The organism is Bradyrhizobium sp. LeoA1Lang (genome assembly GCF_055413685.1).
The window spans coordinates 1-14,506 of sequence record NZ_JBVAPG010000036.1 but is presented as its reverse complement, the minus strand read 5'-3'; the positions used below and the strand labels follow the sequence as shown (position 1 = coordinate 14,506).

Below are 14,506 nucleotides of genomic sequence, written 5' to 3'. Positions count from 1 at the left end.
CCCCAGTGCAAGGTGTGCGGCTTGAAGCCGTCCGACAGATCGAGGCCGGGATCGGGGTAGCCAATCGTATCGTTCATCGCGTCTTCCTTATGCCCCGGTCGGGCCGTTCCCGTCGCAATTTGCCGGCCAGTATACTGATCCACGCCCCAATGTCGTCGAGATCAGGGCCGACGGAAGCGCTACGATATCTCATCCAATCCTTCGCATGAGGCAGTTCATGAACCCATAGCAGGTTCAGCTCTTACGCGCTTATGCTAAGGCCATGGCGGCATGACCGCCGTCGGCATGAGCACCTTCATCTGTTCCAGCGGTCATCTAGCTGGGGCCGTCCGACCCAGGCCCTGTTGAGACATCGCGTTGCCCAGTCGAGTTGCGGCTTTCCTTGTAGTCGCGCTTGCGCTTCCTGGTAGGGACCGACGTACCGAAGGCGAGTCGGTATTTTGGGATAGATGCGTCGTATGCGTGCAAACGCACGTTCGGCGGCTTTCCGGTCACGCTCGTGAGAGGTAAATCCGAAGCCCACGCGCAATCGGTCTGGCAGCAGATGGGCAGTCAGGGCCTGGTACCACTGCGGCGGCCGCAACCATGGCCGTGCGCCGGCAAAGATCTGTCCCGCCAGCTCGCGTGCGGTGGCGCTGACGGACAATGTATCCGATTGCATCATGCTTGTGCTGTAGGCAGCGAATGAAGCCCAATCCGCCGGTAGGTTGGTAGACGTCAGCCCGAACAACGCCCCAAACAGCCGGCTTTCGGCCCAATACCGCTCACGCTCTTCGACCGTGAGGGGAGGCAAGATCAGGTCGTGTACGATGAGAGCGCTCTCGACGAGCGTCGCGTGAACCCAGCGCAACGCTGCGACCTCGTTGGCACAGTAGATTGAGCCACTCTCGAAGGGACCGATTGCTTCGGGCAAGCGGCCGACGATCGTGGCATGGCGGCGGTGGAGGTACCTTGCAGCAGCAAGGGCGCTGTCGAGTGAGCCGAACACCATTGTAAACATAACGTCAAAGGTCCGATGAAAGCGACCGATCGGATCCGCAAAGGTCCGCGAGTGCTCGGCCACGGCCGCGGCAACCCAGGGATGCGCCAGTTGAAGGAGCAACGCACGACCGGCGCCCAGGAAGATGACGGCCTCCCTGTCGATCCTCCATGTCATCGAGGCCGGACCAAAAATGCCCTCGACCGATCCGGCGGCCCGCGCCCGGAGGAATTCAAGAGCAGCCTCCAGGTCGTTCTCGGAGACCAAATGCGCACCTTTCAAAGCGAGCGTGGATAGGCTTATTCCACCCGCTCTGTGCAGTCTACCGCAATTCAGTAAGCCGAGGCCGCGTAGGCGCTGTCGCATTGCGGGATTTCCTTCCGCTCGAAACACGGCGGCTCGGAATTTCGTCATGCCACACGAAGCAAGGCTGCGATTTGCTGAACCGAGCGGTCGCCCGTTCGCTGAAGAAACAGCCGACGTAAAACGCGCGATCTTTCATCGTTCCCCTCGAGGGCGTATTGTTTCGATCGGCCGAGCTCAATCTGCGGCGCGCGCGTTCAGAAGATCTGTTTCGTCGATCCGAGCAACTATCGAAACCAACACGAGGAACGCTCATGACCGACACAAGGCTGAAACATTACGGTTGGGGGCGCGAAGGCGAAGGCATGAGCGAAGAGGAACGGAAGTTTGTCCTCGGCCGCTATCATGTCAAATTTGGAACTGACGAATTCGACACGGTCGCTGTTCCGGGCCTTGAAGAGCTCTCCTTGCGGGAGCCGCGCATAGTGCCACCGGCCTCCCTCGCGCCCTTCTGCACGAGCGAACGTTACGATCGTGCCGCGCACACCTATGGCAAGTCCTATCCGGATTACGTTAGAGCAATGCTTGGCAATTACGATAGTGCGCCCGACGTCGTGGCCTATCCGCGTAACGAGTCGGAGATTTCCGCTGTGATGGACTGGGCGGGATCTGTTGGCGCTTCGCTGACACCTTTTGGAGGCGGATCGAGCGTGTGCGGCGGCGTCGAGCCGCGGGTTGACGGCATCAAGCACAAGGCTGCCGTCAGCCTCGATCTGCGCAATCTTTCCAAAGTCATCGAAGTGGATTCGTTATCGCGCGTCGCTTCGATCGAAGCTGGCGCCTATGGTCCGTTCCTGGAAAACCAGCTCAAGCCCCACAACTTCACCTTACGGCATTTTCCGCAGAGCTTCGAATACTCAACTCTGGGCGGCTGGATTGCGACACGATCGGGCGGCCATTTCGCCAGTCTTCATACCCATATCGACGATTTCGTCGAAAGCCTGCGCGTTGTGACGCCCGCTGGCGTGCTGGAGACGCGCCGACTTCCCGGCTCGGGTGCCGGACCGAGTCCCGACCGCATGTTCATTGGCTCGGAAGGGATTCTGGGGGTGATTTCGCGTGCCTGGATGCGATTGCAGCCCCGTCCAAAGTTCCGCGCTGGCGCATCGGTTCGCTTTCCCTCCTTCTTCGATGCCGCGTGCGCTGTGCGTGCGGTCGCGCAAGCCGGCCTCTATCCATCCAATTGCCGGATCCTGGACCCGCAGGAGGCCTTCAACACGGGGGCGGCTGACGGCAGCGCTGCAATCATGGTGCTCGCATTCGAATCGGGCGATCATCCTTTGGACGCCTGGTTCGCGCGTGCACTTGAGTGCTGCGCCGACCACCGCGGGACGCCGGAGCCCGCGACAGCCAGGGACGCGCATCTCCAAGGGGCGGCAGGCATCTGGCGCAACGCGTTTATTCGGATGCCCTATGCGCGCGAATTTCTGACGCCGGCGGGTCTCATCAACGATACGTTCGAGAGCGCCATCACCTGGGATCGGTTCGAGAGCTTTCACGACAAGGTCAAAACAGCAACCGAATGCGCGATTCTGGAAGCAACTGGGATCAAGGGTGAAGTCACCTGCCGCTTCACCCACGTCTACCCGGACGGTCCCGCGCCCTATTTCTCCTTCCACGCGCGCGGCCGCCACGGCGCGCTTCTCGAACAGTGGCAGGCCATCAAGAACGCGGCGAGCGACGCGCTGATCACGGCGGGCGGCACCATCACCCATCATCATGCCGTTGGTCGCGATCATAGACCCTGGTACGACCGACAGCGGCCAGCGCTCTTCGCCGCCGCATTGCGGGCAGCCAAGCGCGAATTGGATCCGGAAGGCATGCTCAATCCGGGCGTCCTGATTGATGCCTAAAGCGTGATGACTTTTCTTCGAATCGTCATCCTCTCTCATCGGCTCCCCACCTTGCCGGATCAAGCGCTCAAGCGTTTCGCGCGCAGTGGAACCGAACCGCACGCGAAAAGGTCCAAATGTCATGGGGCCAAACTACTTGCCCATCCGTTCGACCTTGCCTTTCTCCTTCACGTTCATTTCCTTCACCGTCGGATCGCGGCTGCCTTCGCCGGTGGTTTGGGTTCGCGTGGCTTTCGGCGCATTGCTTGGTACAGAGCTCTGATCCTTCGGCGTTTTTGCCGGCCGTGTAGCAGTGGCCGGCGGCGGGTTAGTCTGAGCGCTCGCAGCTTGCGCGCTCAAAAGAAAGGCGCCCGACAGTAGCGATAGCGCGAGCGCCGCTGAAATCTGTTTCATCGGTCCGTCTCCTGTCCAGACCGATGAAACGGTTGTTGCGAAGTTACGTTCCGCCTCACACTTCCAATTGCTTGCCGATCGGCAACGCCCGGATGCGCTTGCCGGTCGCGGCGAAGATCGCGTTGATCAGCGCCGGCGCGAACGGCGGCACGCCGGGTTCGCCGACACCGCTCGGCGGCGTATCGGGGCTGGCGGGCGGCACGATGTAGACGTTGGTGACCGCAGGCGATTCGTCGATCCGGATCACCGGGAAGTCGTCGTAATTGCCCTGCTGCACCCTGCCGTTCTTGAAGGTGATCTCGCCATGTTTGGCGAGGCTCATCCCCATGATCGCCGCGCCCTCGATCTGCGACTGGATGCGCTCGGGATTGACGTAGGTGCCGCAGTCGATGGCGGTATCGACCCGTGGCACCGTCAACTTGCCCTTGTCGTCGACAGCCACCTCAACGATGGTCGCGATATAGCTGACGAAGCTGCGGTGCGCCGCAATACCAAGGCCGTGGCCCTTGGGCACCTGCCGTCCCCAACCGCCCTTGTCGGCGACCAGCTCGACCACCTTGCGCAGCCGCGCGGTGTCGATCGGATAGCTGTCATAGGGCTCGCCATAGTTCCATAAATCCTTCACCGAGGTGAGGTTGAGGATCCGCGGCGCACCGATCAGCTCCAGCAGCATGTCCTTCGGGTCGCGGTTGGTGGCCTGCGCGATCTCGGCAACCATCGACTGCACCGCGAAGGCGCGCGGGACGTTTGACACCGAACGGAACCAGCCGATGCGGCTGTGCGCGGCCGCTTCCGGGTTCTCGCACTGGATGTTGGCGATCTCGAAGGGCATGTCGACCAGCCCCATGCCGAGCTCGAACGGCGCCTGGTGCACTGTGCCGGCCGCAAAGGTCGAGGCGATGCTTGGCGCGACGCTGCGATGCCGCCAGGCGATCACCTTGCCGCTCTTGTCGAGGCCCGCCTCGATGCGCTCCACGGAGACGGTGTGCAGGAAGCCGTTGCGGATATCGTCCTCCCGCGTCCACTGCACCTTGACCGGCGCGCCGAGCTCTTTCGAGAGCAGCGCGGCTTCGAGCGCGTAATCGCACTTCGACTTGCGCCCGAATCCGCCGCCGAGCAGGGTGACGTTGACGGTCACGTTCTCCTCGGGGATGCCGAGCGTCTTGGCGACGTCCTCGCGCGTTCCGCCCGGGCTCTGCACGGGGGCCCAGACTTCCGCCTTGTCACCCTTGACGTTGGCGACCGCGACCGGCGTCTCCATGGCGACATGGGCAAGATGGGGCAAATAGTACTCGCCCACGATCACCTTGTCGGCGCCTTTCAGCGTGGCTTCGGCGTCACCTTCCTTGCGTACGACGAGGCCGGGCTTGCGCGCCGCTTCCTCAAGCTCAGCCCGATAGGCGACCGAGTCATATTTGGCATTGGCGCCGTCCTCCCAGGTGATCTTCAGCGCGTCGCGGCCCTTGATCGCCGCGCCGGTGTTGCGGGCGATCACGGCGACCCCGCCGAGCGGCTGGAATTTCGATGGCCACGGCCATCCCTTCACTTCCATCACCTTCTCGACGCCGGAAACCTTCATCGCCTCCGCGCCGTCGAACGACGCCACCTTGCCGCCAGTCACCGGCGGGCGGGCGATCACGGCATATTTCATGCCGGGCAACCGCACATCGGCGCCGTATTGGGCCTTGCCCGTCGTGATGTCGTGGAGGTCGACGATGCTGATCTCGCCCTTGCCCAGGTAACGAAAATCCTTGGGATCCTTCAGCTTCAGGCCTTCAACGCTCGGCACCGACTCCTTGGCCGCATCGGCGGCCAATTCGCCAAAGCCGAGCTTGCGTCCGCTCGCGCTGTGGACGACTTCGTGATTGACGGCCTTTACCTCGGCTGCCGGCACGCCCCAACGTTTTGCGGCGGCCTGCTCGAGCATAGTGCGGGCCGAGGCGCCGATCTGGCGCATCGGGATCAGATAGTGCCGCGTGCTACGCGAGCCGTCGGTATCCTGGTTGCCGAACTTGACTTCGTCGCCGTGCGCCTGCTGGACGCGAACGCGCGACCAGTCGGCTTCCAGCTCTTCGGCGACGATCATGGGCAGGCTGGTGCGCACGCCGGTTCCCATCTCGGCACGGTGCGCGACGATCGTGACCATTCCATCCGGCGCGATCGAGACGAAGACGCGCGGGTCGACCACAGTACCGTGCGGCATCTTCCCCGCGCCGGTCTCGTAGGCAAAGCTCGGCCGCATCATGACCGGTGCGGCGAGCACGAACCCGCCGGCCAGCCCCAAGGTCTTCAGGATGCTGCGCCGCGAAATGTTCTGGACCTTGATGTGCTTCTCGAAACCGCGAAGCTTGCTGGGATTGGTAAGGATATTCATGTCACACTCCCGTCGATGCGAGATGGACCGCGTTTTCGATCCGCTGGTAGCAGCCGCAGCGGCAGATGTTGCCGGACATGGCTTCGCGGATCTGGTCGTGCGAAGGCTTTGGATTGTCCATCAACAACGCCGCCGCCTGCATAATTTGGCCGGTCTGGCAAAAGCCGCATTGCGGCACGTTGAGCTGCCGCCAGGCCTTCTGCACCGGGTGGTCGCCGGTCGGGTGCAGGCCCTCGATGGTGGTGACCTCGCGGCCGCCGACGTCGGACACGGAGGTGATGCAGGCGCGCACGGCCTGCTTGTCGACGATGACGGTGCATGAGCCGCACAGCGCCTGGCCACAGCCGAACTTGGTGCCGGTCAGCCCGACCTCGTCACGGATGAACCAGAGTAGCGAAAGATCGGGATCGCCATCCCAGTTCTGTTCCTGGCCATTAATCTTCACCTTGATCATGATCGTCTCTCCCTCCTCAGACGGAGCCGTCATGAGCGTCTCCTCGAGGTGAGCGAGAACATCTATCCTGGGATATCCCCTCGTATGGCCTCAGGCAAAACTGACCTCGCTGAGAAACCGCAGACTGCACCGTAGGATCTGGTTGATTGTCAGTGTCGGCCCATCCTCCTGTTTTGATTTCGCTTTGTTCAAGGTATGGACTGGTGGAAGTCTAGCACAAAGCGCGACCGAATAGGATTCCCAACGCCTTGTTTGCCTTTGTATTTTAGCGAGGGCTGCCTGCTCGGACGGCGTGCTTTTGGTCAAGAGCCCTTACGCAGTGGTCCTCACGAGACGGTTTTTTTCGAAGAGCTGTATGCGGCTATAAAGATCGACGTATCCTATTTGTGGATGTATTCCGGGCGCTGACAGCTTTTTCCTTCGTCGTGAAGCCGCGCATTTTCAGCGTCTGAATTGGCGGCGTTTCATTCTAAACCAAGCATGCGATGTGGGCTTCGCGGCTTGGAGGAGTTGGGAATAGGTGTAACTCTGCGATAGTCGCATTGTGCGCCTACCCTTGCCGCGTTCGAGGGACGCTTCGGATATGCCTACAACGACGATCGGGCTCGCGGTCACGTTAGCTTTCTCGCTGGTTGCCTTCACAATGCCAACGTCGATTTGGGCAGCCAGTCCGACGTTGACGGTGTCAGCCGATGGCGGCGTCCGTATCTTCGATCGGGACGCGCTGCTTGCCCGAACGGATGTCGTCGACATCACCACCTCGCGTGATGTCGCATACCGTACTCCTCGGACGTATCGAGCCGTGGCGCTCTCGAAGTTACTTGAAGGAGTTCCCATTCCGCCCGATGCGGTGGTGGAAGCGGCGGCACAAGACGGCTTCGTGACCCAACTTCCTCGCGATCTGGTCTATGCTAGTGGCGGCGTCATCGGGTACTTGGCAATCGAGGTCGCCGACACGCCGTGGCCGCCAATTCCAGGTAAGGATAAGAGCGCAGGCCCCTTCTATATCGTATGGCTCGGCGATCAAGCGTCATCCGTCCCAATCATGAAGTGGCCTTACCAAGTTGTCAGTTTGTCGGTGCAGGATGCGCCAGCCAAGCGGTGGCCCACGCTCGCGGTTGATCCCACGCTCCCTGCGCTCCATCCGGCACGAGACGGCCAAACCATCTTCGTGAACAAGTGCTTCACATGCCATACGATGAACCAGGCCGGATCGGCGTCCGCGGGCCCCGATCTGAATTTGCCGATGAACCCGACGGAGTACTTCACCGATGCCGGTTTGCGCGCGCTGATCCGAGATCCGCGCTCGGTTCGGGTTTGGCCCGAGCAGCGGATGCCCAGGTTTGCCGAAGAGGAACTGAGCGATGAGGAACTCGAGCTGATCTTGGCATATTTGAGTTACATGGCGCATAGGAAGAGCCGAGCAACGGAGGGCGGAAGCGGCAAACGCTAAATCGTAAAGCTCGATTACGGTTGGCGACGAGTGAGGATGATGCCGACGTCGAGGCGCCTCACTGTGCAATTGGACCTGGAGTCTGATCAGGAGGTCACGATGAAAATTGACAGCACCACATTCGGCGCGATTACGATTGACGGAACGACCTATCAGTACGATGTGGTCGTTCGTCTTTCCGGCGAAGTTGTAAAGCGGAAAAAGAAGCTATCAAAGAACCTCTATGGTACCTCGCACGTGCTTTCAAAAGACGAGGCAAAGTTTCTCTTCGAGAAAGGGTGCGACCAGGTCGTCATTGGTTCCGGTCAGATGGGCAACGTGCACCTGTCACCGCAAGCTGAAGCCTATTCGAAAGGAAGGGCTGCGAGGTGCTGTTGAGGCCGACACCCGAGGCGATCCGGATGTTCAACCGGTCGCACGCCAGGAGGATCGGGCTCTTTCACGTGACCTGTTGAACGAAATTGCCCGGTGAAGCTGTGCATCTACGTTGGATCGGCCGATTCGGCGCGCCGCTTATTGCTTTTGTTTTGACCATTGCGCCGTCATTTTCGCCGGCGCACGCCGTTGAGGATGCTCGCAAGGTGGGCGTCGTGTCCTTCGGCCTTTTCGGCGATCAGGGCGTGTTTAGAAACGAGGCAATCGGTGCAGCACGGATCGTAGCGGGCCGTTTCGGGAGCGGCCCGGTCAACGTGCAATACAATTGGAAGAAGGGCGGAGGTGCAACGATTGAAGGGCTGGCTAGGTCCCTGCAGGCAGCGGCCAATGGGATGGACGCCGAGAACGACGTTCTGTTCTTGATTCTCACCTCGCACGGCTCCACCGACGGGCTTGCAGTCAAAGCGGGGCGGCTTACGCAAACGCTCACGCCGTCCAATCTCGCTGGCATGCTGGCGCGGACCGGTATGCGATACAAGGTGGTGGTCATCTCGGCCTGCTATTCCGGGCTCTTTATCCCTCGTCTCGCGAACCCCGATACGTTGGTCATCACCGCGGCCGATGCCGACCATCCATCGTTCGGCTGCCGGGACAAAGCCAAGTGGACCTATTTCGGCGACGCCTTTTTCAATGTCGCAATCCGGCAGGCTAAACGCCTGAAGGACGCCTTTGTTGTGGCGCGCTCGCTCGTCAAAAGGCGAGAACTGCGCGAGCACTTCGAGCCGTCGAATCCCCTCATGGCAGGCGGCGAAAACGTCCAGCCGTTGCTCGTTGCGCGTCCCTGACTCTTGGGCGCGCCGTTCGTGAAGCGTTCTGTGGGTGGGGGACCGTTGGTAGCGGGGGAGGGACTCGAACCCCCGACCCCAGGATTATGATTCCCGTGCTCTAACCAGCTGAGCTACCCCGCCACGGCGACGCCGTTGCGGCATGGAAATGCCGCGGCGCGAATGCGCGGCATATAAGGAGTGGGCGGACGGCCTGTCAAGCAAAGCAGGCTGTCGGCCAAGTCCCCTGCCAAGGTGCTGCGAAACGGGGGCTATTTGGGCCGGACGGAGGGATCGCCGCCGGGGCTGCCGGGTGGCGGGATCACCGGTGTATTGCCGCCGTCCGGGGCCGGCGCGTGCATTTCCGGGTCGACCCCCGCGGGCGGGCACAAGACGCCGTCGGAACGCGCGAGCTTGTCGCCGAGCGGCTCGGATCGCTGGCCGGTGGTGGTGTCCGGCGTGGCGTTGGGGTTCGCCGGACGTTGCATCGGCGTACAATTCTCGCCGCGTGGCGGCTGGGGCGGCGCGGTCTGCGCCGGGGGTGTCGTCGGCGCGGGCGGGGCCTGTGCGACCGCCGCACCCGACACCGCCATCAGCACACCGAAAAAGAGAAGTGACTGGTTTATCTGCATGCGAAGAAAACGGCGGGCGCGCGCGGAGGTTCCGCACCAGCCAAGAGCTCATTCACGATTTGCGGAAGCGGATCAGCGAAAAATGCCCCATCGGCGGCATCGGGCGCCGCTCGGCAAGGGTGACGCCGCCGTGTTTCCTGGCCCAGTTGGCGAGCCGCGCCCATGGAAATTCCGGCCGCCAGCCGAGCCTTCGGGCAAGCGGCGCAAATGCCAGTTCGAACAGGCGCCGCGGCCCGCTTTCGGCGCCGATGTGGTTGACCAGGATCAGCTCGCCGCCAGGCTTCAGCACGCGGATGAAATCATCCAGCGTCGCCTCGGGATCCGGCACCGCCGTGATGACATATTGCGCTACCACCGCGTCGAAGAATGAATCCGGGAACGCGAGGTTCTTGGCGTCCATCACCGCCAGCGTCTCGACATTGGTCAGGCCCAGCGCGCGCACCCGCTGCTGCGCCCGCCGCAGCATCGGCTCGGAAATATCAACGCCGCAAAGTCTGGTGCTCCGCGAATAGTCCGCCAGCGACAGCCCGGTGCCGACGCCGACATCGAGCACACGGCCGCCGATCCGGTCGGCTTCCGCGATCGTCGATTGCCGGCCCTGATCGAACACCTTGCCGAACACGAAATCGTAGATCGGCGCCCAGCGCCCATAGGCCTTTTCGACCCCCTCGCGGTCGATATCCGCCGCCATCCCCCTGCCCCGAATTTATGTCAGCGCACGGCCTCGGCGAGAGGCCGCGCCATCGCAGCCACGTTCCTCGCGGCTGCGCTCTTGATGAATCCGCCGCCGAGCACACGCGCCTGGCCGGACGGCGTGTCGTAGAACACGCAGGCCTGCCCGGGCGATACGCCCTCTTCGCCGGCGACGAGCTCGACCTCGTAGCCCCGATCGGTCCCGCGCAGCCAGGCCGGCTGCGGCGCGCGCGTCGAGCGCACGCGCACGAATAGCTCGATGCCCTCGCCGATGACGCGATCGAGCGCGCCATCGCCGATCCAGTTGACGTCGCGCAAGAGAATGCGATCCATGCGCAGCGCCTCGCGCGGGCCGACGACGACACGGCGGCTCGCCGCATCGAGCCTCACGACATAGAGCGGCGCGCCGGTCGCGATCCCCAGCCCCTTGCGCTGGCCCACGGTGAAATGAACGATGCCCTGGTGCTGGCCGATCACCTTGCCGTCGAGATCGACGATGTCGCCGGGCGCAACCGCGTTCGGCTTCAGGCGGCTGATGATGTCGGTGTAGCGGCCGGTCGGCACGAAGCAGATGTCCTGGCTGTCCTGCTTGTCGGCGATCTCGAGACCGAAGCGGCGCGCGAGTTCGCGAACCTGCGGCTTGGTCATGTCGCCGAGCGGAAAGCGCAAATAGTCGAGCTGCTCGCGCGTGGTCGCGAACAGGAAATAGCTCTGGTCGCGATCGGCGTCGGCGGCACACACCATCGCCCGCGATCCGTCGGCGAGGCGCCGCGAGGCGACATAATGCCCGGTCGCGAGCACGGCGGCACCGAGCTCGCGCGCGGTCGCGAGCAGATCGCGAAACTTGATCGCGCGGTTGCACTCGATGCACGGCACCGGCGTCTCGCCGAGCGCGTAGCTGTCGGCGAAATTGTCGATCACCGATTCGCGGAAACGACTCTCGTAGTCGAGCACGTAATGCGGAATGCCGATCCGCTCGGCGACATTGCGGGCATCGTGGATATCGCGGCCGGCGCAGCAGGCGCCCTTGCGATGGGTCGCGGCGCCGTGGTCGTAAAGCTGCAGCGTGATCCCGACCACGTCGTAGCCTTCCGACTTCAAGAGCGCAGCCGTCACCGAAGAGTCGACGCCGCCGGACATGGCGACCACGACCCTCGTATCCTCGGGACGGCCTTCGAGATCGAGACTGTTGCGCATGGAAGAGGTCATCGATTTCTATCGCGAGCAGCCGTTGCCCCCGCGACCAGCGTTAAAAGCGGACTTTGCCCAGAAGGCTTTGGAGCATCGCCGAAAAAGGCTGATTTGCCTCGTCGGGGCGCAGGAAAAGCCACCCTCTAATATAGGCCGTATCGCCGCGAAGCAATCAGCCGTCCTTGGAAGAGATATAGACGGCAAATCTTGCCGCCGGGCAAAAAGCGAACCGCCGCGACATTGTTCCAAATCCGGCACCCTCCTCGTAAGATACTGTAATATAATGGTATTTTTTCGAGGACTCGCTGGCCCGCTCCTTGCTGATGGGGAACTGAAGTTCCATCCCGAGGGTCGGTTGTGGTCAAGGTCGCGCAAGAAGCATTGGCAGGCATGTCGTTTCAGGCCAATTCGCCGAGGTCGGCGCGGCCCGATTCCGGCCCCGCGCCCGGAAATGACAGTTTTGCCGCGCTGGTCGACAGCAACACGGCGGCCCGCGACGATCGGCCCGACGACAGTTCCCGTCCTCCGCCGGCACCGGCGCGCCGGAACGATGATCCCGCTCCGGCGTTGGACACGAGGTCGCGCGATGACGGCGCCGGCCCTGACCGCCCTGAGCGAAACGATGTCGATGCGCGCAACGACGCCGGCTCCAGCGGCCGGGCCGACAAGCCCGATCACGCTGATTCGAAGTCCGACACGCCAAAATCCGATTCGGCAAAGTCGTCGAAGCCGAAGGACGATGCCCCGGCCAAGGACGATGCCAAGGACGGTGATGAGTCCAAGCAGGATGACGGCACCGCTGCAACCACGGTGATCGCCGCGACGGCTTCCGCGGTCGTCGCCAGCCCCGCCAATGCAGCGCCCGCAACACCGCCGGTCTCGGACCCGGCCACCGCTCCGCTCGCGACGGCAGCCGCGGCCATCGCGGCTGTGGCCTCAGTCGCCGGTACAGCGCCCGCAGCGGCCGATGCGGTAAAGGCCGATGCCCAGGCCGAAGCGCAGGCGGACGCCAAAGCCGTAGCCGTTTCCGATAGCGCGGAGGCAGTTGAAGGCACCGCGATCGGCATCGCGCTGTCTGCAGCCGCCCCTTCGCCGACACCGCAGACGAAGGCCACAACCCAGTCAAAGCCGACGGTGACCGCAAAGGACGCCATCCCCACGTCGAGCGCGCAAGACAACGCGACAGACTCCGCGCCGGCCGAAACACCGACTGGCATTGTCCCGGATATCGCCCCGCCAGAAGCGGCCGCCGGCAAGCAGAAAGCCGAGCACGCCTTTGTTGACGCGGTGAAGGCGGACGCCTCAGGCAATTCCGCGCTGACGCCGGCTGCGCACGCCGCAAGCCATGTGGAGTCGGGCGCCGCGAACCCCGCGCAAACGCTGGCCGCTGCATCCGATAACGCTGCGCAGGCGGCCGCCATGATCCAGCCGCAGATGCCATCCACGCCCACAACGCCGTCGGCCAATGCGCAACTGACCGTGACCGCGGCAACAACCCATGGCAACGCGGTGCCGGTCAGCGGCCTCGCGCTGGAGATCGCGGCCTCGGCCAAGAGCGGCAAGAGCCGCTTCGAAATCCGGCTCGATCCACCCGAGCTCGGGCGCATCGATGTGCGCATCCATGTCGACAACCATGGCCAGGTGACGTCGCATCTGACCGTCGAGCGGCCGGAAACGCTGCAGATGTTGCGCCAGGACGCCAACCAACTGCAGCGCGCGCTGGACAATGCCGGCCTCTCGACCGGCAATAGCGGATTACAGTTCAGCCTGCGCGACCAGTCGTCGTCGGGGCAGAACGGCGGCAACCAGTCCAATCCCAATGCACATCGCCTGATCGTCAGCGAAGAAGACAGCGTGCCGGCGACCGTCGCCGGCCGCAGCTATGGCCGCATGCTCGGCGCGAGCGGCGGCGTCGATATAAGGGTCTAGAAGGAGCGCACCATGGCAACTGACGTATCCATGCCGTCGCCGGTGGTATCGGCACCCGGGACCGGAACGGCCTCGGGCAACAACACGGCGTCAACCCAGACGAAGGGCATCGCCGACAACTTCCAGACCTTCCTGACGCTGCTGACGACGCAATTGCAGAATCAGAACCCGCTCGATCCGCTCGACACCAACCAGTTCACCGCGCAACTCGTGCAGTTCGCCGGCGTCGAGCAGCAGCTCAAGATGAACGACCAGTTGAGCTCGATCGTCGCCCTGGAGAAGAGCGCGCAGTCGACGCAGGCGCTGATCTATGTCGGCAACACCGTTGCGGTCGACGGCAGCAAGGCGAATTTCAACGTCTCGGCGACCTGGAACATCAATGCGCCGAAGGAAACCAACGCCACCATCACGATCAGCGACTCGACCGGCCAGACCGCCTATTCCGGCAATTTTTCGCTGAAGACGGGCGGCTCCAGTTTCGTCTGGGATGGCAAGGGCAATGACGGCAGGCAATGGCCGCCAGGCAGCTACACGCTGACCGCGACGGGCAAGGACTCGTCCGGCAACAACGTCGCAATCTCGACCGAAGTCCAGGGCGTGGTCGATTCGGTCGACCTGACCGCCACGCCGCCGCTGCTCTCGATCGGTGGCCAGACCTATACAACCGACCAGATCAAGCGAGTGATCCGCCCGAGCACTGGTAACGGCGGCAATGACTCTGGTTCAGGGTCCGGCGATGGCTCCGGCTCCGATTCCGGCTCGACCTAGAGCTTCGGTTCTGATGGAATTAGAACCGAAGCTCTAGATTCTTTGTTTTGACGCGTTTTCTTCACGCGAACCGGTACCCACGTCGCTCGAAAACGCTTTAGCATTACAGTTGTCTTTTTGTTTTGAAGTGCGCGCGCTGGGCGGCGGCCTGGTGAGCTCTACGCCAAAGTGACCATGCGATGATGTGTGCGGGTTGGATTCGCTTTCGAGCGAGTCTGATGGCGA

13 protein-coding genes, 1 tRNA gene and 1 pseudogene are annotated in these 14,506 nt (G+C 62.8%); 6 read left to right on the top strand and 9 right to left on the bottom strand.

Going from position 1 to position 14,506, the window contains the following annotated elements; all coding sequences use genetic code 11:
• Positions 1 to 295: 295 nt before the first annotated feature.
• Complete coding sequence (locus tag ACZYOF_RS14870; RefSeq protein WP_130583857.1) at positions 296 to 1,246, bottom strand: oxygenase MpaB family protein; 951 nt, start codon at positions 1,244 to 1,246, stop codon at positions 296 to 298.
• 350 nt (positions 1,247 to 1,596) lie between these two features.
• Between ACZYOF_RS14870 and ACZYOF_RS14865 the strand changes: the two genes are divergently transcribed.
• Positions 1,597 to 3,195 (top strand): FAD-binding oxidoreductase, encoded by a 1,599-nt coding sequence (locus ACZYOF_RS14865; protein ID WP_463716217.1) that lies wholly within the window; start codon positions 1,597 to 1,599, stop codon positions 3,193 to 3,195.
• Positions 3,196 to 3,327: 132 nt separating this feature from the next.
• Here the strand turns inward: ACZYOF_RS14865 and ACZYOF_RS14860 are convergent, their stop codons facing one another.
• Genes ACZYOF_RS14860 through ACZYOF_RS14850 form a run of 3 tightly spaced genes read right to left on the bottom strand, consistent with a single transcriptional unit; the run spans position 3,328 to position 6,416 of the window.
• Entirely contained in the window at positions 3,328 to 3,588 is a 261-nt protein-coding gene (locus ACZYOF_RS14860) for a hypothetical protein (RefSeq protein WP_394568618.1), read from the bottom strand.
• A gap of 55 nt (positions 3,589 to 3,643) precedes the next feature.
• Entirely contained in the window at positions 3,644 to 5,962 is a 2,319-nt protein-coding gene (locus ACZYOF_RS14855) for a xanthine dehydrogenase family protein molybdopterin-binding subunit (RefSeq protein WP_463716216.1), read from the bottom strand.
• A gap of 1 nt (position 5,963) precedes the next feature.
• The gene (locus ACZYOF_RS14850) at positions 5,964 to 6,416 is read right to left on the bottom strand and encodes a (2Fe-2S)-binding protein (RefSeq protein ID WP_282530701.1); all 453 of its coding nucleotides are present in this window, start codon (positions 6,414 to 6,416) and stop codon (positions 5,964 to 5,966) included.
• Positions 6,417 to 6,999: 583 nt separating this feature from the next.
• On the opposite strand from ACZYOF_RS14850, the gene ACZYOF_RS14845 reads away from it, so the two are divergent.
• The 3 genes from ACZYOF_RS14845 (at position 7,000) to ACZYOF_RS14835 (ending at position 9,089) form a co-directional block, all read left to right on the top strand.
• On the top strand, positions 7,000 to 7,869 hold the full coding sequence (locus ACZYOF_RS14845) for a c-type cytochrome (protein WP_463716215.1): 870 nt from the start codon (positions 7,000 to 7,002) through the stop codon (positions 7,867 to 7,869).
• Between the two features lie 99 nt (positions 7,870 to 7,968).
• Positions 7,969 to 8,247 carry an Mth938-like domain-containing protein gene (locus ACZYOF_RS14840; protein ID WP_463716214.1) on the top strand — a complete coding sequence of 93 codons (279 nt, stop codon included), beginning with the start codon at positions 7,969 to 7,971 and terminating at the stop codon, positions 8,245 to 8,247.
• An 83-nt stretch (positions 8,248 to 8,330) separates the two neighbouring features.
• Positions 8,331 to 9,089: a C13 family peptidase gene (locus ACZYOF_RS14835; protein WP_463716213.1), complete on the top strand. Its 759-nt coding sequence runs from the start codon at positions 8,331 to 8,333 to the stop codon at positions 9,087 to 9,089.
• 46 nt (positions 9,090 to 9,135) lie between these two features.
• Here ACZYOF_RS14835 and ACZYOF_RS14830 read toward each other — a convergent pair.
• From ACZYOF_RS14830 to mnmA, 4 genes are all read right to left on the bottom strand, one after another.
• Positions 9,136 to 9,212, bottom strand: a tRNA-Met gene (locus tag ACZYOF_RS14830).
• A gap of 128 nt (positions 9,213 to 9,340) precedes the next feature.
• Complete coding sequence (locus tag ACZYOF_RS14825; RefSeq protein ID WP_463716212.1) at positions 9,341 to 9,700, bottom strand: hypothetical protein; 360 nt, start codon at positions 9,698 to 9,700, stop codon at positions 9,341 to 9,343.
• 52 nt (positions 9,701 to 9,752) lie between these two features.
• On the bottom strand, positions 9,753 to 10,391 hold the full coding sequence (locus tag ACZYOF_RS14820) for a class I SAM-dependent methyltransferase (protein WP_130580310.1): 639 nt from the start codon (positions 10,389 to 10,391) through the stop codon (positions 9,753 to 9,755).
• A gap of 20 nt (positions 10,392 to 10,411) precedes the next feature.
• On the bottom strand, positions 10,412 to 11,590 hold the full coding sequence (gene mnmA, locus ACZYOF_RS14815) for a tRNA 2-thiouridine(34) synthase MnmA (protein WP_282530702.1): 1,179 nt from the start codon (positions 11,588 to 11,590) through the stop codon (positions 10,412 to 10,414).
• A gap of 351 nt (positions 11,591 to 11,941) precedes the next feature.
• Here mnmA and ACZYOF_RS14810 point away from each other — a divergent pair, with 351 nt between their 5' ends.
• Entirely contained in the window at positions 11,942 to 13,513 is a 1,572-nt protein-coding gene (locus tag ACZYOF_RS14810) for a flagellar hook-length control protein FliK (protein WP_463716211.1), read from the top strand.
• A 12-nt stretch (positions 13,514 to 13,525) separates the two neighbouring features.
• Positions 13,526 to 14,281, top strand: coding sequence for a flagellar hook assembly protein FlgD (locus ACZYOF_RS14805; RefSeq protein ID WP_130580308.1), 756 nt, complete (start codon positions 13,526 to 13,528; stop codon positions 14,279 to 14,281).
• A gap of 33 nt (positions 14,282 to 14,314) precedes the next feature.
• Here the strand turns inward: ACZYOF_RS14805 and ACZYOF_RS14800 are convergent.
• Positions 14,315 to 14,506 (bottom strand): annotated as a pseudogene (locus tag ACZYOF_RS14800) (hypothetical protein); the annotation flags it as partial.

Bases quoted from the DNA above. Each gene is read 5' to 3' on its own strand.
- ACZYOF_RS14865 (WP_463716217.1), top strand. From the start codon at position 1,597: ATGACCGACACAAGGCTGAAACATTACGGTTGGGGGCGCGAAGGCGAA.
- ACZYOF_RS14855 (WP_463716216.1), bottom strand. From the start codon at position 5,962: ATGAATATCCTTACCAATCCCAGCAAGCTTCGCGGTTTCGAGAAGCAC.
- ACZYOF_RS14845 (WP_463716215.1), top strand. From the start codon at position 7,000: ATGCCTACAACGACGATCGGGCTCGCGGTCACGTTAGCTTTCTCGCTG.
- ACZYOF_RS14820 (WP_130580310.1), bottom strand. From the start codon at position 10,391: ATGGCGGCGGATATCGACCGCGAGGGGGTCGAAAAGGCCTATGGGCGC.
- ACZYOF_RS14840 (WP_463716214.1), top strand. From the start codon at position 7,969: ATGAAAATTGACAGCACCACATTCGGCGCGATTACGATTGACGGAACG.
- ACZYOF_RS14805 (WP_130580308.1), top strand. From the start codon at position 13,526: ATGGCAACTGACGTATCCATGCCGTCGCCGGTGGTATCGGCACCCGGG.
- ACZYOF_RS14825 (WP_463716212.1), bottom strand. From the start codon at position 9,700: ATGCAGATAAACCAGTCACTTCTCTTTTTCGGTGTGCTGATGGCGGTG.
- mnmA (WP_282530702.1), bottom strand. From the start codon at position 11,590: ATGCGCAACAGTCTCGATCTCGAAGGCCGTCCCGAGGATACGAGGGTC.
- ACZYOF_RS14850 (WP_282530701.1), bottom strand. From the start codon at position 6,416: ATGATCAAGGTGAAGATTAATGGCCAGGAACAGAACTGGGATGGCGAT.
- ACZYOF_RS14860 (WP_394568618.1), bottom strand. From the start codon at position 3,588: ATGAAACAGATTTCAGCGGCGCTCGCGCTATCGCTACTGTCGGGCGCC.